Genomic DNA, 16,776 nt, shown 5'->3' on the forward strand with positions numbered 1-16,776 from the left:
CAATCCATTTAAATTATTATACTATACGTCACACACTTCGAGGGTTTCATTTTAGCAGAGTGTTTTAAATTAGCCAATGATAGTGGAAACTATGACCCTGTCGAAAAAAAGACAACAGAAAAAGGACACCCTAGCTAAAAGTGTCCCTTCTCCCCCTATTATTTAACCAGACCCAATTAAGAACAATCTATCATTGCCCTAACTCTTTTATTATCGACAAATAGCACTTTAAAAATATTCACCGATAAGAAAAGAGGCATCCAACCACAACTAACACCATCTCCCCTTTCAAAATAAGTTGTTTATTAGAAAAATCGAATTACCATTGATTGCTACACAATCTCAGATATTTCAACTTTATCAACCATTTCACTACTTAAGGAAAGAATTTTTTTTTCCCATTTTTTTAACATGATGATCTTGAACAGCTCACCATTTAAAACGACCTTCAACAATTTTTCATTTTCCTCTTCATTATGAATGACAAGGTTTTGAACGGTTATTTGTTTAGTTTCTATAGAATAATCCACCTTATCCAAAAATTAGCCCTCCTTTTTACCCAGCTAACCAATGAGCTCCTAACTTAATAAGCATCAATAAACTAAGCAAGCTATATGAATTGAATGAGCTAAATAAATTACACATCTATACTTCCTCCTAATCAATTTTTTCTCACTTGTTGAGTACAGTATAGATAAATCTCGCCCACCTCAACAGGACATAAATGTCCTGTAAAAAGAAAATCTCCTTTAATCTTTAACATATTACATACCACATTGTTATGGATAAAAATCAAATTGACAAAAAAAGGCTTTTAGGGAATACGATACAGCTATTTTTACACTAAATTACCTAAATATAGACATACTAAAAAATTAATGGATAAGCTATTCGATGAAATAACTTACCCATTAATCTTAGTATATTGTTGTATTATTGTTTTTCATTAAATGTTTTTAAATCCATTTCCAATTCTTTTAGAATCTTTTCACTTAAAGTTACGTCACCAAATAATTTTGCACATTGTGCACCATCTAAATACTTCTGTTCAGCTCTATTAACATCCCCTTGAGAAAATAGCCAGTATTTCCCCTCGAACACATCTACTGCTGGCTTCTTTTGAAAATCTTGATTAGTCTGCATGATTAGATTTGCTACTTTAACAGCACCGATTAATCTATCGTAGTTATCATATTCAATGAAAACACTAATCGCTACTAACAATACCTTTATCAGCAAAAACAGTTCAACATCTACAGAATAATCTACTTGCTCAATCACTTTATCAGACAACGTCATAAATAATTGTTCATCGTAATCCTTAAAATGTATACAATGAAAATATAGCTCAATTATCAATAGATCATTGATAGAATACTCCTTTTTCTGCAATATTTGATAAAGATAATCATGAAGTATCCCATCACCAAAATCAGCATTTTCAGCCAAATGAACATCCATTGATGCTTGTTGTACGTCTATTGAAAGTTGTTCCTCTTCTGGCAACTGATCATAGTAATTTTCATAAATTTCATCAAATGTTTGTTCTTTCTTGGCAATCCGTTCCTCTTCTTTATAAGTATAAAGCTTATAAAGTCTCTGTTTCAATTGCAAATATCTTTTGGGCAATTCATAGTATTCTTCATCAATCAAATGATGGATCGGTATAGCCAGACGTTGAGAAATAAATGTCAGTTTAGGTAGTGTTGGAAGCGATTGACCTGCTTCGATTCTTGTTAATTGTCGTACGGTCAGTTCCAATTCATCATCACAAAAATCTTCTCTTGTCAGACCCTTCTTTTCTCTAAGCAATCGGATTTTCTTTCCTAGCTCAACCTTTATGTCCATAGCTATCCTCCCCTATCTCTTTTTCTTATATTGTAGCGCTATTCACAAACAATAAGCAACAGCAATACAGCGAAATATGACTAAAATTCCAAATCTTACGCAACCGCCATACAGCCATCATCATTTCTCAAAGTAGACTTAATTATTTTATAATAAACCCACTATTTTTCTATCATTCTACCGATGCAATTTACAAATTTTGATAGATTTATCTCTAATTGAAATAAGCCTATATGATTCTAGTAAAAGAAATAGGCTTATCATTATTATTTTTGTTCAAAATAAGGATAATCAAAATGCTCATATGCGCGGGCTGTCGCAATCCGCCCTCGTGGCGTTCGTTTGATAAAGCCGCGCTGAATCAGGTAAGGTTCATACATATCCTCAACGGTTTCGGTTTCTTCTCCGATGTTTACAGCTAGTGTGCTTAAGCCCACAGGTCCCCCACCATACAGTTCAATCAACGTACGCAGCAGCTTTTGATCCACATAATCCAGCCCTTGGTGATCTACCTGCAGTAGTGTGAGTGCCTGATCAGCAATAGGCTCATTGATCACACCATCTGATTGAACCTGGGCAAAGTCTCGGACTCGCTTTAACAGGCGATTGGCAATCCGCGGTGTCCCACGTGAACGGCGGGCAATTTCGAACGCACCTTCCTCCACGATTTCCGTCTGGAAAATATCTGCGGAGCGAAGAACGATTTCTTTTAAGTCCTTATCCTCATAATATTCCATATGAGAGACGATCCCAAAGCGGTCCCGTAAAGGGGCGGATAACATCCCTGCTCTTGTTGTTGCCCCAATCAATGTGAAGGGCGGCAACGGAAAATGAACGGGGTGGGCTGTCGTTCCTTGACCAACCATGATATCGACAAAGAAGTCCTCCATGGCAGAATATAGCATTTCTTCCACTACTCGAGGTAAACGATGGACCTCATCAATAAACAGCACATCGCCTGGTTCCAGCTCATTCAAAATCGCAACCAAATCACCAGGTCGCTCAATAGCCGGTCCGCTGGTCGTTCGAATATTAACAGCCATTTCATTGGCGATCACCATCGCCATTGTGGTTTTCCCAAGTCCCGGTGGTCCGTAAAGTAGCGTATGGTCTAACGATTCTTGTCTTCTTTTAGCAGCCTCAATATAGATACTCAACTCTTGTTTTACCTTATGCTGCCCGATGTATTGCTTCAATAATCTTGGGCGCAAAGAAACCTCCAGAATTTCTTCCTGTTCGTTTCCTTCCGCCGAAAGCAGGCGCTCTTCTTCGTTGCTCATCTCTTTGCCCCTCCCTTAACGCTTCATCATCAGCTTTAATGCTGTTCGTAAGTACTCATCTGTCTGAGCTTGCTCCAGCTCTTCCAGCGTCGGTGTGACCTTCTTGATTTCTTTGTCGCTATACCCTAATGCACCAAGAGCTTCCAGAGCCTCTGCCAGCGGTTGATTCCCGCTTGATGGTATTGCTTTTGCCATGGCCTCCACAGCCGATTCTGACCGTTCCAGATCGCCAAGCTTGCCTTTTAAGTCCAGAACCATTTGCTGCGCTGTTTTCTTACCCACTCCCGGGAATTTCGTCAGATACTTCGCATCTTCACTTTCGATGGCATTGATTAATCCGCCGTGGTCTTCTGATGCCATGATTGCCAAGGCACTTTTAGGCCCAATCCCGGAAACACTGATCAGTTTCAAAAATAATTGTTTCTCTTCCAGGTCACCAAAACCATAGAGTGTATGGGCATCTTCGCGTATCACCTGATGTAGATACACCTGTACTGCTTCTGTCTTTCCGGAATAACGATATGGATTCCCCACAGATACTTGATACCCAATACCATTCGCCTCTACGACAATGTAATACGGGCTGATATATGTAATTGTGCCAATGATGTATTCGTACATAATGTCTCCCTGTCTTTATAAGCAAAAAATTCAATGTTCACGTTTTTCTCGCTTTTATTTTTAGTTGTCAAAGGAAGTTTTTATTCTCATTAATAAGTAAGAAATATTTTCTCCTTTTCACACTAGAATTGTCTTTAGTTTATCACAAAGAAGAGCAAAGCAATAGCTTCTACAGTACGAACACTCGTTTTCTTAGCAATTCTTTAGAGTATCAAAAAAAGAAGCTGAGGCATCCGCCGCTTTGGCGATGTCCCCAGCTTCAAATTTTCGGAGTAGCCTATTTTTTCGTCTGAATACTTGTTCGCCCAGACTAGAAATCTCTTAATTATTCTTCAATATAGGTCCACTTGTAATCATATTGTGCGCCGGCTGCATGAGCAACGACACCCTTCACTTTTGCACTACGCATATGTGCTTCTGATTTTTGATACATCGGGATCACGCCCATGTCATCCATCAATACTTTTTCAGCAGCAACCATATCATCCCAACGTGCCTCTGGATCAGCTGCATGTGTTGTATTTGAAGCTGCTACTAATTTGTCATACTCTTTGTTAGAGTATCGTCCTCTGTTATACGAGTTGCCTGTAACAAACAGGTCTAGGAAGCTACTTGGGTCTGCATAATCTGCACCCCAACCGCCCATGATTGCTTCAAAGTTTCCGCTGTTCCCTCTATCCAGACGAACAGAGAATGGTACAGGGGTTACTGTTACATTGATACCATCTAAGGTGTCATTCAACGCACCTTGGATGTATTCTGTCAATTTCTTCGTTGAGTCGGTATCGTCATGAACGATATCCATATCAAATTTTTCGATGCCCAATTCTTTTTTCGCTTTTTCCCAATGTTCCTTTGCCTTATCCGCATCGTAAGAAAGGACGCTTTCATTCTCTCCTGCGAAATCTTTATTATCCGCTGGTGAGAAGGACAGATCTGAAGGAACCAAGCCTTCTGAAACAATCGAACCATCGCCTAAAATACTGTTAACTAATGCATCTCTATCGATTGCGTAAGAGATTGCTTTACGCAAGTTTTCATTGTGGTATGGAGAATCTGCATCACGTTGATTCAATTCCATATAAACGGTACGACCATCTTTTTGACTGACAAATTCAGGATCGTTGGCCATTTGCTGTGCTAGCTCTCCGTTCAGGATCACGTCATCCGCTTGTCCATCCTGGAATAGATTCAATGATGTAGGTGCTTCTTTTACTACATCAACACTGATTTTATCAAGCTTCACAGTGTCTTTGTCCCAGTATTCCTCATTCTTTGTGTAAGACCATTTTGTATCTGTTCCTGGTCCATCAAAATCAGTTAAAGTGAATGGGCCATTGTAAATCGCATTATCACTTGAGGTAGCATATTCCTTGCCATGTTCTTCTACCACTGATTGTTTTTGTGGGAAGAATGACGGGAATGCCAGTAAGTAATCAAAGTACGGTGTTGGTTTTTCCAACGTAATTTCCAACTCATGATCACTAATTGCTTTAACGCCTAATTCAGAAGCTTCTTTTTCCCCTGCACTGACTGCTGCCCCGTTTTTAACTAATTCAAACAAATAAGCATATTCTGCTGCTGTCTCAGGATTTGCGGTACGTTGCCAACCATAAACGTAATCATCCGCAACAACAGGGTCACCATTCGACCATTTTGCATCTTCACGCAGTTTGATTGTATACGTTAGGTTATCGTCACTGATTTCAGCCATTTCAGCTGCACCTGCTGGTTGAGGTTTACTGTTTTCATCTAAACGATACAGTCCTTCATATACATTGTTCAATGCTGAAAAACTGATTGTGACTGTTGCTAAGGATAAATCTGCACTCGGCATCTCTTGTTGAACAACAACTCTAAACAGCTGTTCCCCAGAAGCCTTGCTTGAGTCAGTTCCTCCACTTTTATCCGTCGAATCCGTCCCGCCACCTGTCGATCCGCAAGCTGCTAAAACCAAGGTGGACAGTAAAACGATACTGGTAAATTTCTTCACGCTATTCCTTTTCATCTTTCTCTCTCCAATACATCATATTTTTCTTACCGTTTTTTAATTTTTAGAATATTCTTATAATACTAAAAATTAGATAGCAGTGCAATCATTTTTTCTCAACTATCAAAAAAAAGTTTGTTTTTCTTAGAATAAAATGGATGGCCGCGGCCCTATTAGCTGTGATTAAATAATTATTAAAATGCGATGAACACAAATAGTACAGAGGATTTTGTTCCTGTTTTTTTATTATCTTTCATAAGCAATTACAACAAAAAAAAATAAATGGATAAAAGTTGCTTGCGCTACTCTTATCCATTTTATTTAGAGGGGATTACACTATTTTTCTATTTTTTAACCACTGTCTGATTTGGAGCTGATTCATATTCACTGATCGGCCCCATCATTTATTAGAAATCAGTGTCCATTTTTTAATAAACTCAAGCTGTCTTTTAACACAGCTTCGCCATCCAATGTTTCGTAATCTTCTTTCGAAATCAGCTTATAAGGGACTGCCTTGTAATTCAAAAAGTCCTTTAGTCGCGCAACCTCGTACTTCGATTGGGGACCAATCAATAACGCATCCACTGCCTGTGTTTGGATGGTTTGCTCGGCAACAATGGCTGGTGCGGAATACACATGAACATTGACCCCTTGCTCATCTGCCGCTTGCTGAACATTTCTCACGAGAAGCCCTGTTGTGATTCCCGCAGTACAAATCAATAAAATCGTCTTTTGCTCGTTCTCATTAGCCATAGCTTCTATCCTTTCACCTGCTCTTAAGAGATTTTTTTCTTCTTATTATAAATATCCAATACAACTGCTAACAGCAAAATCAAGCCTTTGATCGCTTGCTGCCAGTCAACCCCGACCCCTAAGATCGACATCCCATTGTTCAGCACACCCATAACCAAGCCACCGACAATTGCACCCATGATCGTTCCGATCCCACCGGAAGTAGAAGCGCCACCAAAGTAAACAGCAGCCATCGCATCCAGCTCCATTGACGTACCTGCCTGTGGTGTTGCTGCGTTCAGACGAGCGGCCAAAATCAATCCAGCCAATGCGGCCATCGCACCCATATTGACAAATACCCAGAACGTGATTTTTTTCGTCTTGATCCCGGATAATTCAGCGGCCTTTTTGTTTCCACCTGTTGCGTAAATTTGGCGACCTGCCACAGTTTTATTGGTCAGGAAACCATATGCTGCAACAATAATACCTAAGATGATCAAAATGATTGGATACCCTTGATACGCCGCAAAAATATACGTCACGCCAACCACGATCAATCCAGTGAAAATAGCTTTGATAAAGAAAGCATTCATTGATTCTACTTCAAACAGGTTTTTCTTCCGACGTTCTCTCGTGCGCCATTGCCCTAGAATCAATACGGCTGCAATGATCACACCAATGATCATTGAAAGAAAATGTAAATGATCACCACCGGCAATATCCGGTAAGTACCCTGTCGAAATTTTTTGAAAGGCACTCGGAAACGGTGCCAGTGACTGTCCGCCTAACACAACTTGCGTTAATCCACGGAACATCAATAATCCTGCCAGTGTTACGATAAATGCCGGAATACCGACATAAGCTACCCAAAATCCTTGCCACGCACCAATTAATGCACCGATCCCAATACAAAGCGGAACAGCCAGCCATGGACTGATGCCATTATTCACCATTAACATACCGGCAATCGCACCGACAAATGCCATGACCGATCCGACCGACAGATCCACATGTCCTAGCAATACAACCAGCAGCATGCCTGCCGATAGTACTAAAATATGGCTGTTTTGCAATACTAAGTTCGTGATATTCAAAGGTCTCCAGAATATTCCGTCCGTCATCAGCTGAAAAGCTATCAGCAGTGCAACCAGAATGATTACCATGCTGTATCGGCTGAAGATGTCCATTGCCTTATCCTTCAAGTTGAAGCTTTTCTTCTCTTTATCCAGTTTATCTGTATTTTCCATCTTAACTCACACCCTCTTCTTCCATGGTCATCAGGTTCATCAATATTTCTTGATTGGCGTCTTCTCTCATCACTTCTCCTGTGATCCGCCCTTCGTTCATCGTGTAGATTCGATCACACATCCCCAGAATTTCCGGAAGCTCCGAAGAAATAATGCAGATGCTTTTTCCAGAAGCAGCCATCTCTTCAATAATTGTGTAAATTTCATATTTTGCGCCTACATCGATCCCGCGGGTCGGCTCATCCAAAAAGAGGATATCCGGCTCCGTCATCAGCCATTTCGCTAAAACGACCTTCTGCTGGTTACCACCACTCAGGCTACCGACATTTTGAAAGACCGAATTGGTTTTCGTTCGCATCTTCTTGCGGTATTCTTCCGCTGCAAGGACTTCTTTTTCTTTATCAATCACGCCGCCTTGACTGATTTTCCCAAGACTGGCAACCGTTGTATTCTCGCAAATATCCATTAACAGATTCAGTCCCAATGCTTTTCTATCCTCTGACACATACGCCAAGCCGTTTCGAATCGCTGTTGGTACGTCCTTAACAGATATTTCCTTCCCTTCTTTATAGACCTTACCGCTGATGTTGCTGCCGTAAGAATGACCAAAAACACTCATGGCAAATTCTGTTCGACCGGCACCCATCAGCCCCGCAATGCCAATAATCTCACCACGCCGTATGGATACATTGATATTGCTGTTCATTGTCCGTGATCCATCGATTGGATGATGCACTGTCCAATCTTTCACCTCGAAATAGACATCACCAATGTTTGGATGACGATCTGGGTAACGGTTAGTCAAATCACGTCCAACCATCCCTTTGATGATCCGTTCTTCATTGATATCTTCTTTCTCAAGCGTTTCAATCGTCTGACCGTCACGTAGGATCGTGATACGATCTGCAACAGTTACGATTTCATTTAACTTATGAGAAATAATGATCGAAGTGATTCCCTGTACTTTAAATTCCTTGATAAGCTCCAACAAATTGGCGCTTTCCTCTTCATTTAGTGCTGCAGTCGGTTCATCTAAAATCAATAGACGAACAGATTTAGAAAATGCTTTGGCAATTTCTACAAGCTGCTGATGCCCCACACCGATTTGTGAAACTAAAGTGTTCGGATCGATTTTCAGTCCAACGGTTTTCAATAAATTATCTGTCTTTTTCTCTGTGATATCCCAATCAATAATGCCATGCTTTGCTTGCTCATTGCCTAAAAATATATTTTCTTTTATCGATAAATAGGGGCTCAATGCCAACTCTTGGTGAATAATGACAATTCCTTTATTTTCACTGTCACGTAAGTCTTTAAATTTGCAGGTTTCTCCGTCATAAACGATTTCACCCTCGTAGCTTCCGTAGGGGTATAGTCCACTGAGAACATTCATCAACGTCGACTTTCCAGCACCATTTTCGCCGCACAATGCATGGATTTCTCCACGTTCAATGCTTAGATTCACATTATCAAGCGCGCGAACGCCGGAAAATTTCTTGACGATGTTCTTCATCTCCAGAATATGATCTGACATCTTTCCCATCCTTTCTTCTTCACTTCGGTCATTTCTTAAAGCCGAATAAACGGTGTTCCAAAGGCTCTCCATGCCTCGGCTCGCAATCTATGCGAGCGCGGAGGCACAGAGAAGCTTTGTTACAACCTCTATCCATTCAAATCTGATTCTTTATAGTAGTCTGTGTCGATTAACTCTTCTTTGTAATTGTCTTTATCTACAGAAACCGGATTCGCTAGGTACGTAGGAACAACTTTTACTCCGTTGTCATACGTTTCTGTATCGTTGACTGGTACTTCTTCATCTTTACTGATTGCTTCGATCATCTCGATCGTATTTTTCGCCAAAATACGTGTATCTTTAAAGATTGTTTGGGTCTGCTCGCCAGCAATGATTGACTTCACTCCGGCAACCGTTGCATCTTGTCCGGTGATGACCGGTAATGGTTTGTCTGTCGAACCGTAGCCAACACCTTTCAAGGAAGAAATGATACCCAAACTGATTGGATCATACGGGGAAAGCACAGCATCCAATGTTTTGTCTGTATAGTTTGCACTTAGCAAGTTATCCATACGTGCCTGTGCAGTCGAACCATCCCAACGCAAAGTGGCAATCTGGTTGAAGCTGGTTTGACCGGAAGGTACTTTCAGCTGATCGCTATCCAAATAGGGTTGGAACACAGACATCACGCCATTGAAATTAATCAACGCATTGTTGTCATCCGGAGAACCACCGAATAGTTCAATGTTGTATGGCCCTTCGCCATCCTTCAAGCCAAGCTTATCTTCAATATAAGAAGCCTGTAGAACCCCTACACCAAAATTATCAAAGGTTGCATAATAATCGACATACTCAGAGTTCATCAGCAAACGATCATACGCAATGACCTTGATATCTTCCTTGTGTGCTTTTTCTAAAACATCTGTTAACGCCGAACCATCAATGGAGGCAATAACTAATGTATCAACACCTTTTGTAATCATGTTTTCGATTTGAGCGACTTGGTTTTCTACCTTATCCTCTCCATATTGCAGGTCTGTCTTATACCCAAGCTTTTCAAGCTCATCTACCATATTGTTCCCATCAGCAATCCAACGCTCTGCAGATTTTGTCGGCATAGCGATTCCAACATACCCTTTATCCCCACTGCCCCCAGAATCAGAGCCGCCACATGCAGCCAAGGTCATTCCTCCGACCAATAGTAACGCGGTAAATGCTACGGCTTTCTTAAATCCAACTTTCATCTTTATCCCTCCAGAATTTATAATTGCTTTACACTCAGAAGTATACCGCCCAAAGACACCGCTTACATTAAATGTTTTTCATCTTTTCTGGGAATTCTTTTTGCTCGACTTTGCACAAATACTTTTTTCTAGGAATTTTTTTGATTTTCTTGATTTTTTTTCGTTTCCAATAGTAGAGCACCTTAAAGAGACAATAATTTGGTAGAATAAAGATAAGAAAACGCTTCATATTATATTCTGCAAAGGATTATCTTCATGAAAAAGTATCCCTTCGACTTTTCCGATTCTACTTGCAGAAAAATAATTATCATCTGTTCGTTCTTTAGCAGGAGTGATGGATAGAAAGAGTGAGGTCTATGAAAAAACTAGTGCTGTTTCTTTTTCCGTTGTTGTTTCTTTTAAGTGCTTGTACAGCTGCGGATGATGTAGAGGAAGAAAAAAGTTTGGTGATCGGTTTCTCTCAGTCAGGGACAGAAAGTAAATGGCGCAAGCGACATACAGATTCTATCAAAACTGAGTTGGAAAAAGAAAATCAAGTATTGTATCGAAATGGCTATATGAGTCAGGAACGACAGATTCAAGATATTCGTACCTTTATCGCTTACAAAGTCGATTTGATCGTCTTTACTCCTTTGCAGGAAGATGGCTGGGAGCTCATATTGAAGGAAGCGAAGCAGGCGGAAATTCCAGTGATCGTTGTCGATCGCCATATCACCGTCAGTGATCAAAGTCTCTATATCACACATATCGGTCCCAGCTTCAAAGCAGAAGGGAATCGCGGTGGGCTCTACGTGACCAATTATTTTTCCGACAGTCCAAAAGAAGAAATCAATATTTTGGAGCTCGCCGGATTAACAGAGACATCCCCTACCACCTTAAGGACTGAAGGCTTTCAGGAAACCATTTCCCGTGACCCACGAATGAAGGTCGTCGATACACTTTCCGGCGATTATGTTCGGATGAAGGGGAAAGAACAAATGGAGGCATACATCAAAACAAAAGATATAAGCAAGATCGATGTCCTTTACAGTCATAACGATGAGATGACACATGGCGCCCTTGAAGCTCTTGAGGAGACAGACATCATCCCTGGAAAAGACCTCGTGATCGTCACGATCGATGCACAAGAGGATATGATAAAAAAACTGCGAGCCGGTATAGTCAACTGTGTCGTAGAATGCAATCCCAATGCAGGATGGTTCGTCGCTAATGCCATCAATCGCTACTTTGACGGCAAAGAGCTTTCCCATGAAATTTACATGCCCGAAACGGTCTTCTCCGAAACCAATCTTGATACGATCCCTACTAGAAATTATTGAAGGAGGCCATTATGAAGAAGAAAGCACCCAGTATCCAGCAAATTTTTTCTCAGGCAAACAAGCTGATGTTTGCCTTGGCCTTTATCCCTTTACTTATCAGTATTCTTCTTTATTCCAGACAATTGTTTATTTATCAGCGAACCGTCGCCAATATCCAAGAAGCAAACGCAATTGCTGCTAAAGTGGACGATACCGTTCTGGAGGAAATGTGGGATGTTGTAACTGGTCAGGTGCCACTGCAGCAGTACTCAAAAAACAGTATCGTGGATGAACTGCGGGGCGATATCGCTCATATCCAAGACAACATCAACACGAAAGGAGAGCGCAGTATTCTGGAGGTCTCGCTGAGAATCATTGATTCTCTCGAAGGGTATCAGGAAGATATCCTTACAAATCTTTCGAAGGAAAACTCCTACGAAAAAAACAAAGAGGTCATGGTTCAGGTCGAGTCTGTTACTCAGCTGCTTTCAGATATGCTGCAAGAGTTCGTCCGTATTGAAATCAATCTAGCCAGTCAAAAAAATAACGAAATGGTTCAGTCATTGGTAGTGCTTACTGCTATAGAGCTTTTGATCGTACTGGGAATCATCTACTTCGTTCGCAAAAATCGTCGTTTTTTAAACGAGCGCATCCAAGAACCGCTGAACGATTTGATCCATATGTCTAACGAGCTGGCTAAAGGACATCTAGGGTATCGACTAGCCCTTCCAGAAACACCAGAGCTTTCTTCTCTAACAGAGAGCCTTAATAAAATGGCCGATGATTTAACACAGTTACTAGAAGAAAATGCCTTGAAGCAATACCATCTGGCGCAAAGTGAAGTACGAGTTCTTCAAGCTCAGATCACCCCACACTTTGTCTATAACAGCTTAGATGCCATTGTTTCCTTGATCGAACAGAAACACTACGAAAAGGCGAAGGAAATGACCTTTGCCCTATCAGATTTTTTCCGTATCTCCTTAAGCAAAGGCAAGGACTGGATCAGCGTTGATACAGAGATAAAGCACATTCAAGATTACTTGGTCATTTTACAGATTCGTTATGGCGAGATGTTACAGTTCCATATTGATGTCCCCGAGACATTACGGGACTACCAGATAGTGAAAATGATTTTACAACCATTAATTGAAAATGCCGTTTACCATGGAATCAAATTCATTCGAAGGGCTGGTTTTGTACAAGTTACTTTAGAAGAACAAGGAGACAGCTTGATTTTTACTGTCTCAGATAACGGGATCGGGATTTTGCCGGAACGGCTGGTAGAGATTCAAAAAGAGCTGGCAAAAGGCGTCGATTCTGATTTCAGTACCGGCTACGGTCTTTACAATGTCAATAAACGCCTACTGCTGTATTATGGCAGTCAGGCTGGGATCACACTTGAAAGTCACTACCGAAAAGGAACAACGATTCGGGTCACTGTTCCGAAACGACAGGAGGGGCAAAAAGATGTATAAGGTTTTTATCGTGGAAGATGAGCACCTGATTCGAGATAGCTTGCGCAAGCAAATCCTACAGCTTAGCGAAAAATACCCAATCGCTTTCAGCGGAGAAGCCGGCGATGGTGAAATGGCTCTGGCTTCGATCTTGGATTTACAGCCGGATATTATTTTGACTGATATAAAAATGCCATTCATGGACGGGCTGACCTTCGCCAAGGAAGCCCGAAAGTTGCTGCCATGGACACGCATCATTTTTATAAGCGGCTTCGATGACTTCGAATATACCAAGGGAGCCATCCAAGTACAGGCGGATGAATATTTACTGAAGCCATTCAAAAACATTGAATTGGCGCACACGATCGCAAAAGTAGTAAAGCTGCTCGATCAACAGAAACAGACGGTTGAGCCTAAAGCAAACTCTGATTTCTTGTTTTCAGAGATGAAGAAAAATCACTTTCTAAATGGGCTATTTAAAGGCGAATTACCGATTGCTTCGGCTATCAAAGAAGCCGACAGTTTTCAACGGTCGATCATCGGCAAAAAATTTACGGTTCTTTTAGCAACCAATCAGTTCAACAGTGATTTTGATGACTATGCTCATTTCAGTGAATACTTGAATTTTCTTTTTGGCGAAGATGACACGCTTCTATTTTCCAGTGTTTCCTCTCGCTTCATCAAGTTTTTGATTTTTGATAATCGAAGAGATGCTGTATTGGAGAAAAGCTATCAAATCGCTCATGCGCTGATTCACGAATTGGAACAGGATTCTCAAGATGATCTTGCTGTAGCAATCGGTCCTATTGTCGATCGTCTGAGTGAAATCCCGGATTCCTTCGAAAAATCCAGGGAAATGTTAGGTACTTACGGCTATTTTCGAACGGAAAAAATCATAAGTTACGAAGACGATATGAAGGAAGGCGAATTATCTCCAACACATCCGTTCAAAATGGATCTAGCGAAAGAAATTTCTGCACTAACACAAGAGAATATCGAACCATTTATTCAAAAGCTAACACAGGAACAAGGAAACTTTGAACGTACACGTATGATCCGCTTCTTTATTTTGACCGAATTAAATGGGTTGGTGAAGAAGAAGCAACAGACTGCGGCAATTGCTTTTCCCTCACAGGATTCGTTGACAGATCTAATGGCCGTCTCCTCTGATAGCAAAAAATATGAGTCTCTGCTACAGCAGATGATCCAATACCTGATTGAAGTGAATATCCACCCGTCCATGTCAAAATATCAAAGTGTGATCCATCATGCCATTGCTTTTATTACTAACAATTATACAGATCCTGATATTTCTCTAAACATGGTTGCCGATGAACTTTCCTTGAGTCCTGCCCACTTCAGCACTATTTTTTCGCAATCTATGGGCAAAACCTTTATTGAATATCTGACGGATCAGCGAGTAAACTTGGCTAAAAACTTATTGAAGGAAACCAATCAAAAGTTGGCAGAGATTGCTTTTGAGATTGGGTACAATGACCCCAATTATTTCAGTTTCCTTTTTAAAAAGAAGCAAGGAATCTCTCCGAAAGAATACCGGCAGACCCATTGATCCTGCTTGCTTTGACTACAAAAAGAATCTGAGGCACCAGCATAGACTGTGCCTCAGATTCTTTTTATGGACTAATTAATAGATTTTACTTATGGATTTATTTATCAAAAGCAGATAAATTCCCGTATTCTTTATCTAATAGATAACTGAACCAGCGCCCATTCATCACTTTAGATAGCAATGTTTTCTTTTGATCTTCGGTAATAGAATCATCCTTCTTGATTGCGTCTAGCACTTGTTCATAGTCAAAATCTTTTTTACCCATTTCAGCAGTTGCCGTCTCTTTATCAGCATCAAGGAATAAAATATTCTCATCTGCCCCTTTTTCCCACGCTGTCCATTCAGGCAAGTCTTCGCCATTTGGCTCACCATTACTGATAAAGGCATATAAATACTTCTGGAACATCGCACTAAGCTGTTTTGCTCCTTTAGATGTATAAGAATCAGTGACTAACCCTGCGTAATTTTGGCTATCTGTATCAAGTAACGGGACAAACACACCATGGAACGAACCCAGCTTGGCCATTTCTTCACTGACTGCATCCGCATTTTCTCCAAACAGAATCTCCATACCGTAAATAGGTGCTGAATAATTCGCACTCATTTTTTGTGCAGAATCCTCCAGATTAAACAGGCTATACAATTGTCCGCCGTATTTATTCACAAAGTCATATTGGCTGGAAATATCCTTGTTTGTATCGATCGAACCATCCCCAACATACTCGCCAAAGTACGGATCAAATCGACCAAACAAGGAGAATTCCTGTTCACCTGTCAGCATCAACAAAGGGACTGAATTATAATTGATTGTATCGAAGCCTTCTTTTGGAAGTACTGTTCCGTCATTGTAAAGATGAGGAAAGACACTCATTCGAATCCCCGCATTGCCCATCAAACCTACCAAACGATCACCATCTAGCTCGTAAAGATAGTCTTTAACCTCTTCTGCCGAGGTCAACAGCCAGCTTCTTGCCTCCTCTTCATTTTTCTTCACCTTATCCTCTACTACTAACGGCGCAATCGCTTCTGCAAAAACTTCCTGGCTCTTCTCTTCGTCCGCGATCGTCATCCCACCGCTGAAAGAAACTGCTTTATCAAATTTCCCTTCAAAAATGGGAGAAATGAGCATAGCCATCACATCTCGACCACCTGCAGAAAACCCTGCAATTGTCACATTGTCGCTATCTCCGCCAAAATTACTGATATTTTCACGTACCCAGTCCAATGACTTCGCTAAGTCCAGCATCGTATAGTTCCCTGAATTTTCTTCATCACTTCCTGTTTTCAACGCTGGCAGTGGATTAAAGCCTAACGCACCTAAACGGTAATTCACAGAAACCACCACCGCGTCCTGACCAGCAACAAATGATCGGCCAGAAATTTCCTGTGCATTTCCAGTTTGATTGTTCCCTCCATGCACATAAACAAGGACAGGCAATTTTTCTTTCTCGTTATTAGGACGATAAATGTCCAAATTCAGCGCATCCTCTGAGCCTGTAACACCATCAGCACCTGCCTGTAACGCTAGGCTACCAGCTTCCGATACATCCAGCTCATCTGTCCAAGGCTCCGGATCCGTTGGCGCCTTCCAACGATTTTCACCCGAGGTATCACCGCCATAGGGAACACCTAGCCAAACCAGTGCATTCTCTTCCTCAAGTCCCTTCACCTTCCCAAATGCGGTTTCCCGAACGACGGACACGGCCTCTTCTTTAGACGTTTCAGCTGCGGTTGTCGATGACTCACTTCCTGTTTTCCCTCGCTGACTACAGCCCCCAATAAGCACTACCGTTCCTACCAAAGCTACCCACTTCATTTGCTTTAATTTCTTCATTCTAACCTCCATCTCGACTCGCTCCGCTCATCGAGTCAAATAGTAATGAAAACTGATGCGGATTTCAGTTTATAATGGAACTAGGAGAGGCACACTACAAAGCACGGTGAGGTAAGTTGTAGGAAACCTCCGGTTTAAACCAGTA

The 16,776-nt window shown here is 41.1% G+C and carries 13 protein-coding genes; 3 read left to right on the forward strand and 10 right to left on the reverse strand.

From position 1 onward, the window contains the following. Positions 1-332: 332 nt before the first annotated feature. The 9 genes from A5888_RS11725 to chvE form a co-directional block, all read right to left on the reverse strand. Complete coding sequence (locus A5888_RS11725; RefSeq protein WP_086349551.1) at positions 333-539, reverse strand: hypothetical protein; 207 nt, start codon at positions 537-539, stop codon at positions 333-335. Positions 540-933: 394 nt separating this feature from the next. Further along, positions 934-1,848, reverse strand: a complete 915-nt coding sequence (locus tag A5888_RS11730) for a helix-turn-helix domain-containing protein (RefSeq protein WP_339101628.1) — start codon at positions 1,846-1,848, stop codon at positions 934-936. 266 nt (positions 1,849-2,114) lie between these two features. Continuing rightward, complete coding sequence (ruvB, locus tag A5888_RS11735; protein ID WP_086349550.1) at positions 2,115-3,128, reverse strand: Holliday junction branch migration DNA helicase RuvB; 1,014 nt, start codon at positions 3,126-3,128, stop codon at positions 2,115-2,117. Between the two features lie 15 nt (positions 3,129-3,143). Then, complete coding sequence (ruvA, locus tag A5888_RS11740) at positions 3,144-3,749, reverse strand: Holliday junction branch migration protein RuvA (RefSeq protein WP_086349549.1); 606 nt, start codon at positions 3,747-3,749, stop codon at positions 3,144-3,146. Between the two features lie 325 nt (positions 3,750-4,074). Then, positions 4,075-5,757, reverse strand: coding sequence for a peptide ABC transporter substrate-binding protein (locus tag A5888_RS11745; protein ID WP_086349548.1), 1,683 nt, complete (start codon positions 5,755-5,757; stop codon positions 4,075-4,077). Between the two features lie 396 nt (positions 5,758-6,153). Then, positions 6,154-6,492 (reverse strand): PTS sugar transporter subunit IIB, encoded by a 339-nt coding sequence (locus A5888_RS11750; protein WP_086349547.1) that lies wholly within the window; start codon positions 6,490-6,492, stop codon positions 6,154-6,156. A 23-nt stretch (positions 6,493-6,515) separates the two neighbouring features. Next, a complete protein-coding gene (gene mmsB, locus A5888_RS11755) occupies positions 6,516-7,718 on the reverse strand; it encodes a multiple monosaccharide ABC transporter permease (RefSeq protein ID WP_086349546.1) in 1,203 nt (400 codons plus the stop codon). A gap of 1 nt (position 7,719) precedes the next feature. Next, positions 7,720-9,252, reverse strand: a complete 1,533-nt coding sequence (gene mmsA, locus A5888_RS11760; protein ID WP_086349545.1) for a multiple monosaccharide ABC transporter ATP-binding protein — start codon at positions 9,250-9,252, stop codon at positions 7,720-7,722. A gap of 128 nt (positions 9,253-9,380) precedes the next feature. Beyond that, a complete protein-coding gene (gene chvE, locus A5888_RS11765) occupies positions 9,381-10,475 on the reverse strand; it encodes a multiple monosaccharide ABC transporter substrate-binding protein (RefSeq protein WP_086349544.1) in 1,095 nt (364 codons plus the stop codon). A gap of 356 nt (positions 10,476-10,831) precedes the next feature. Between chvE and A5888_RS11770 the strand changes: the two genes are divergently transcribed. From A5888_RS11770 to A5888_RS11780, 3 genes are read left to right on the forward strand one after another with little or no spacing between them, the layout of a single operon-like run. Further along, on the forward strand, positions 10,832-11,794 hold the full coding sequence (locus tag A5888_RS11770; protein WP_086349543.1) for an ABC transporter substrate-binding protein: 963 nt from the start codon (positions 10,832-10,834) through the stop codon (positions 11,792-11,794). Positions 11,795-11,805: 11 nt separating this feature from the next. Continuing rightward, positions 11,806-13,248, forward strand: a complete 1,443-nt coding sequence (locus tag A5888_RS11775) for a sensor histidine kinase (protein ID WP_086349542.1) — start codon at positions 11,806-11,808, stop codon at positions 13,246-13,248. Continuing rightward, positions 13,241-14,797, forward strand: a complete 1,557-nt coding sequence (locus tag A5888_RS11780) for a response regulator transcription factor (protein ID WP_086349541.1) — start codon at positions 13,241-13,243, stop codon at positions 14,795-14,797. Before A5888_RS11775 ends, A5888_RS11780 begins: the two co-directional genes overlap by 8 nt. 97 nt (positions 14,798-14,894) lie before the next feature. Here the strand turns inward: A5888_RS11780 and A5888_RS11785 are convergent, their stop codons facing one another. Next, positions 14,895-16,631 carry a carboxylesterase family protein gene (locus tag A5888_RS11785; RefSeq protein ID WP_339101629.1) on the reverse strand — a complete coding sequence of 579 codons (1,737 nt, stop codon included), beginning with the start codon at positions 16,629-16,631 and terminating at the stop codon, positions 14,895-14,897. Positions 16,632-16,776: the final 145 nt, after the last annotated feature.

Source organism: Enterococcus sp. 9E7_DIV0242 (genome assembly GCF_002140975.2).
In the GTDB taxonomy this organism is placed as follows: domain Bacteria; phylum Bacillota; class Bacilli; order Lactobacillales; family Enterococcaceae; genus Enterococcus_L; species Enterococcus_L clewellii.

Excerpts from the sequence above, each read along its gene's own strand:
- A5888_RS11745 (WP_086349548.1), bottom strand. The coding sequence starts at position 5,757 with ATGAAAAGGAATAGCGTGAAGAAATTTACCAGTATCGTTTTACTGTCC.
- A5888_RS11785 (WP_339101629.1), bottom strand. The coding sequence starts at position 16,631 with ATGAAGAAATTAAAGCAAATGAAGTGGGTAGCTTTGGTAGGAACGGTA.
- A5888_RS11730 (WP_339101628.1), bottom strand. The coding sequence starts at position 1,848 with ATGGACATAAAGGTTGAGCTAGGAAAGAAAATCCGATTGCTTAGAGAA.
- ruvB (WP_086349550.1), bottom strand. The coding sequence starts at position 3,128 with ATGAGCAACGAAGAAGAGCGCCTGCTTTCGGCGGAAGGAAACGAACAG.
- mmsA (WP_086349545.1), bottom strand. The coding sequence starts at position 9,252 with ATGTCAGATCATATTCTGGAGATGAAGAACATCGTCAAGAAATTTTCC.
- ruvA (WP_086349549.1), bottom strand. The coding sequence starts at position 3,749 with ATGTACGAATACATCATTGGCACAATTACATATATCAGCCCGTATTAC.
- A5888_RS11770 (WP_086349543.1), top strand. The coding sequence starts at position 10,832 with ATGAAAAAACTAGTGCTGTTTCTTTTTCCGTTGTTGTTTCTTTTAAGT.
- A5888_RS11775 (WP_086349542.1), top strand. The coding sequence starts at position 11,806 with ATGAAGAAGAAAGCACCCAGTATCCAGCAAATTTTTTCTCAGGCAAAC.
- chvE (WP_086349544.1), bottom strand. The coding sequence starts at position 10,475 with ATGAAAGTTGGATTTAAGAAAGCCGTAGCATTTACCGCGTTACTATTG.
- mmsB (WP_086349546.1), bottom strand. The coding sequence starts at position 7,718 with ATGGAAAATACAGATAAACTGGATAAAGAGAAGAAAAGCTTCAACTTG.
- A5888_RS11780 (WP_086349541.1), top strand. The coding sequence starts at position 13,241 with ATGTATAAGGTTTTTATCGTGGAAGATGAGCACCTGATTCGAGATAGC.
- A5888_RS11750 (WP_086349547.1), bottom strand. The coding sequence starts at position 6,492 with ATGGCTAATGAGAACGAGCAAAAGACGATTTTATTGATTTGTACTGCG.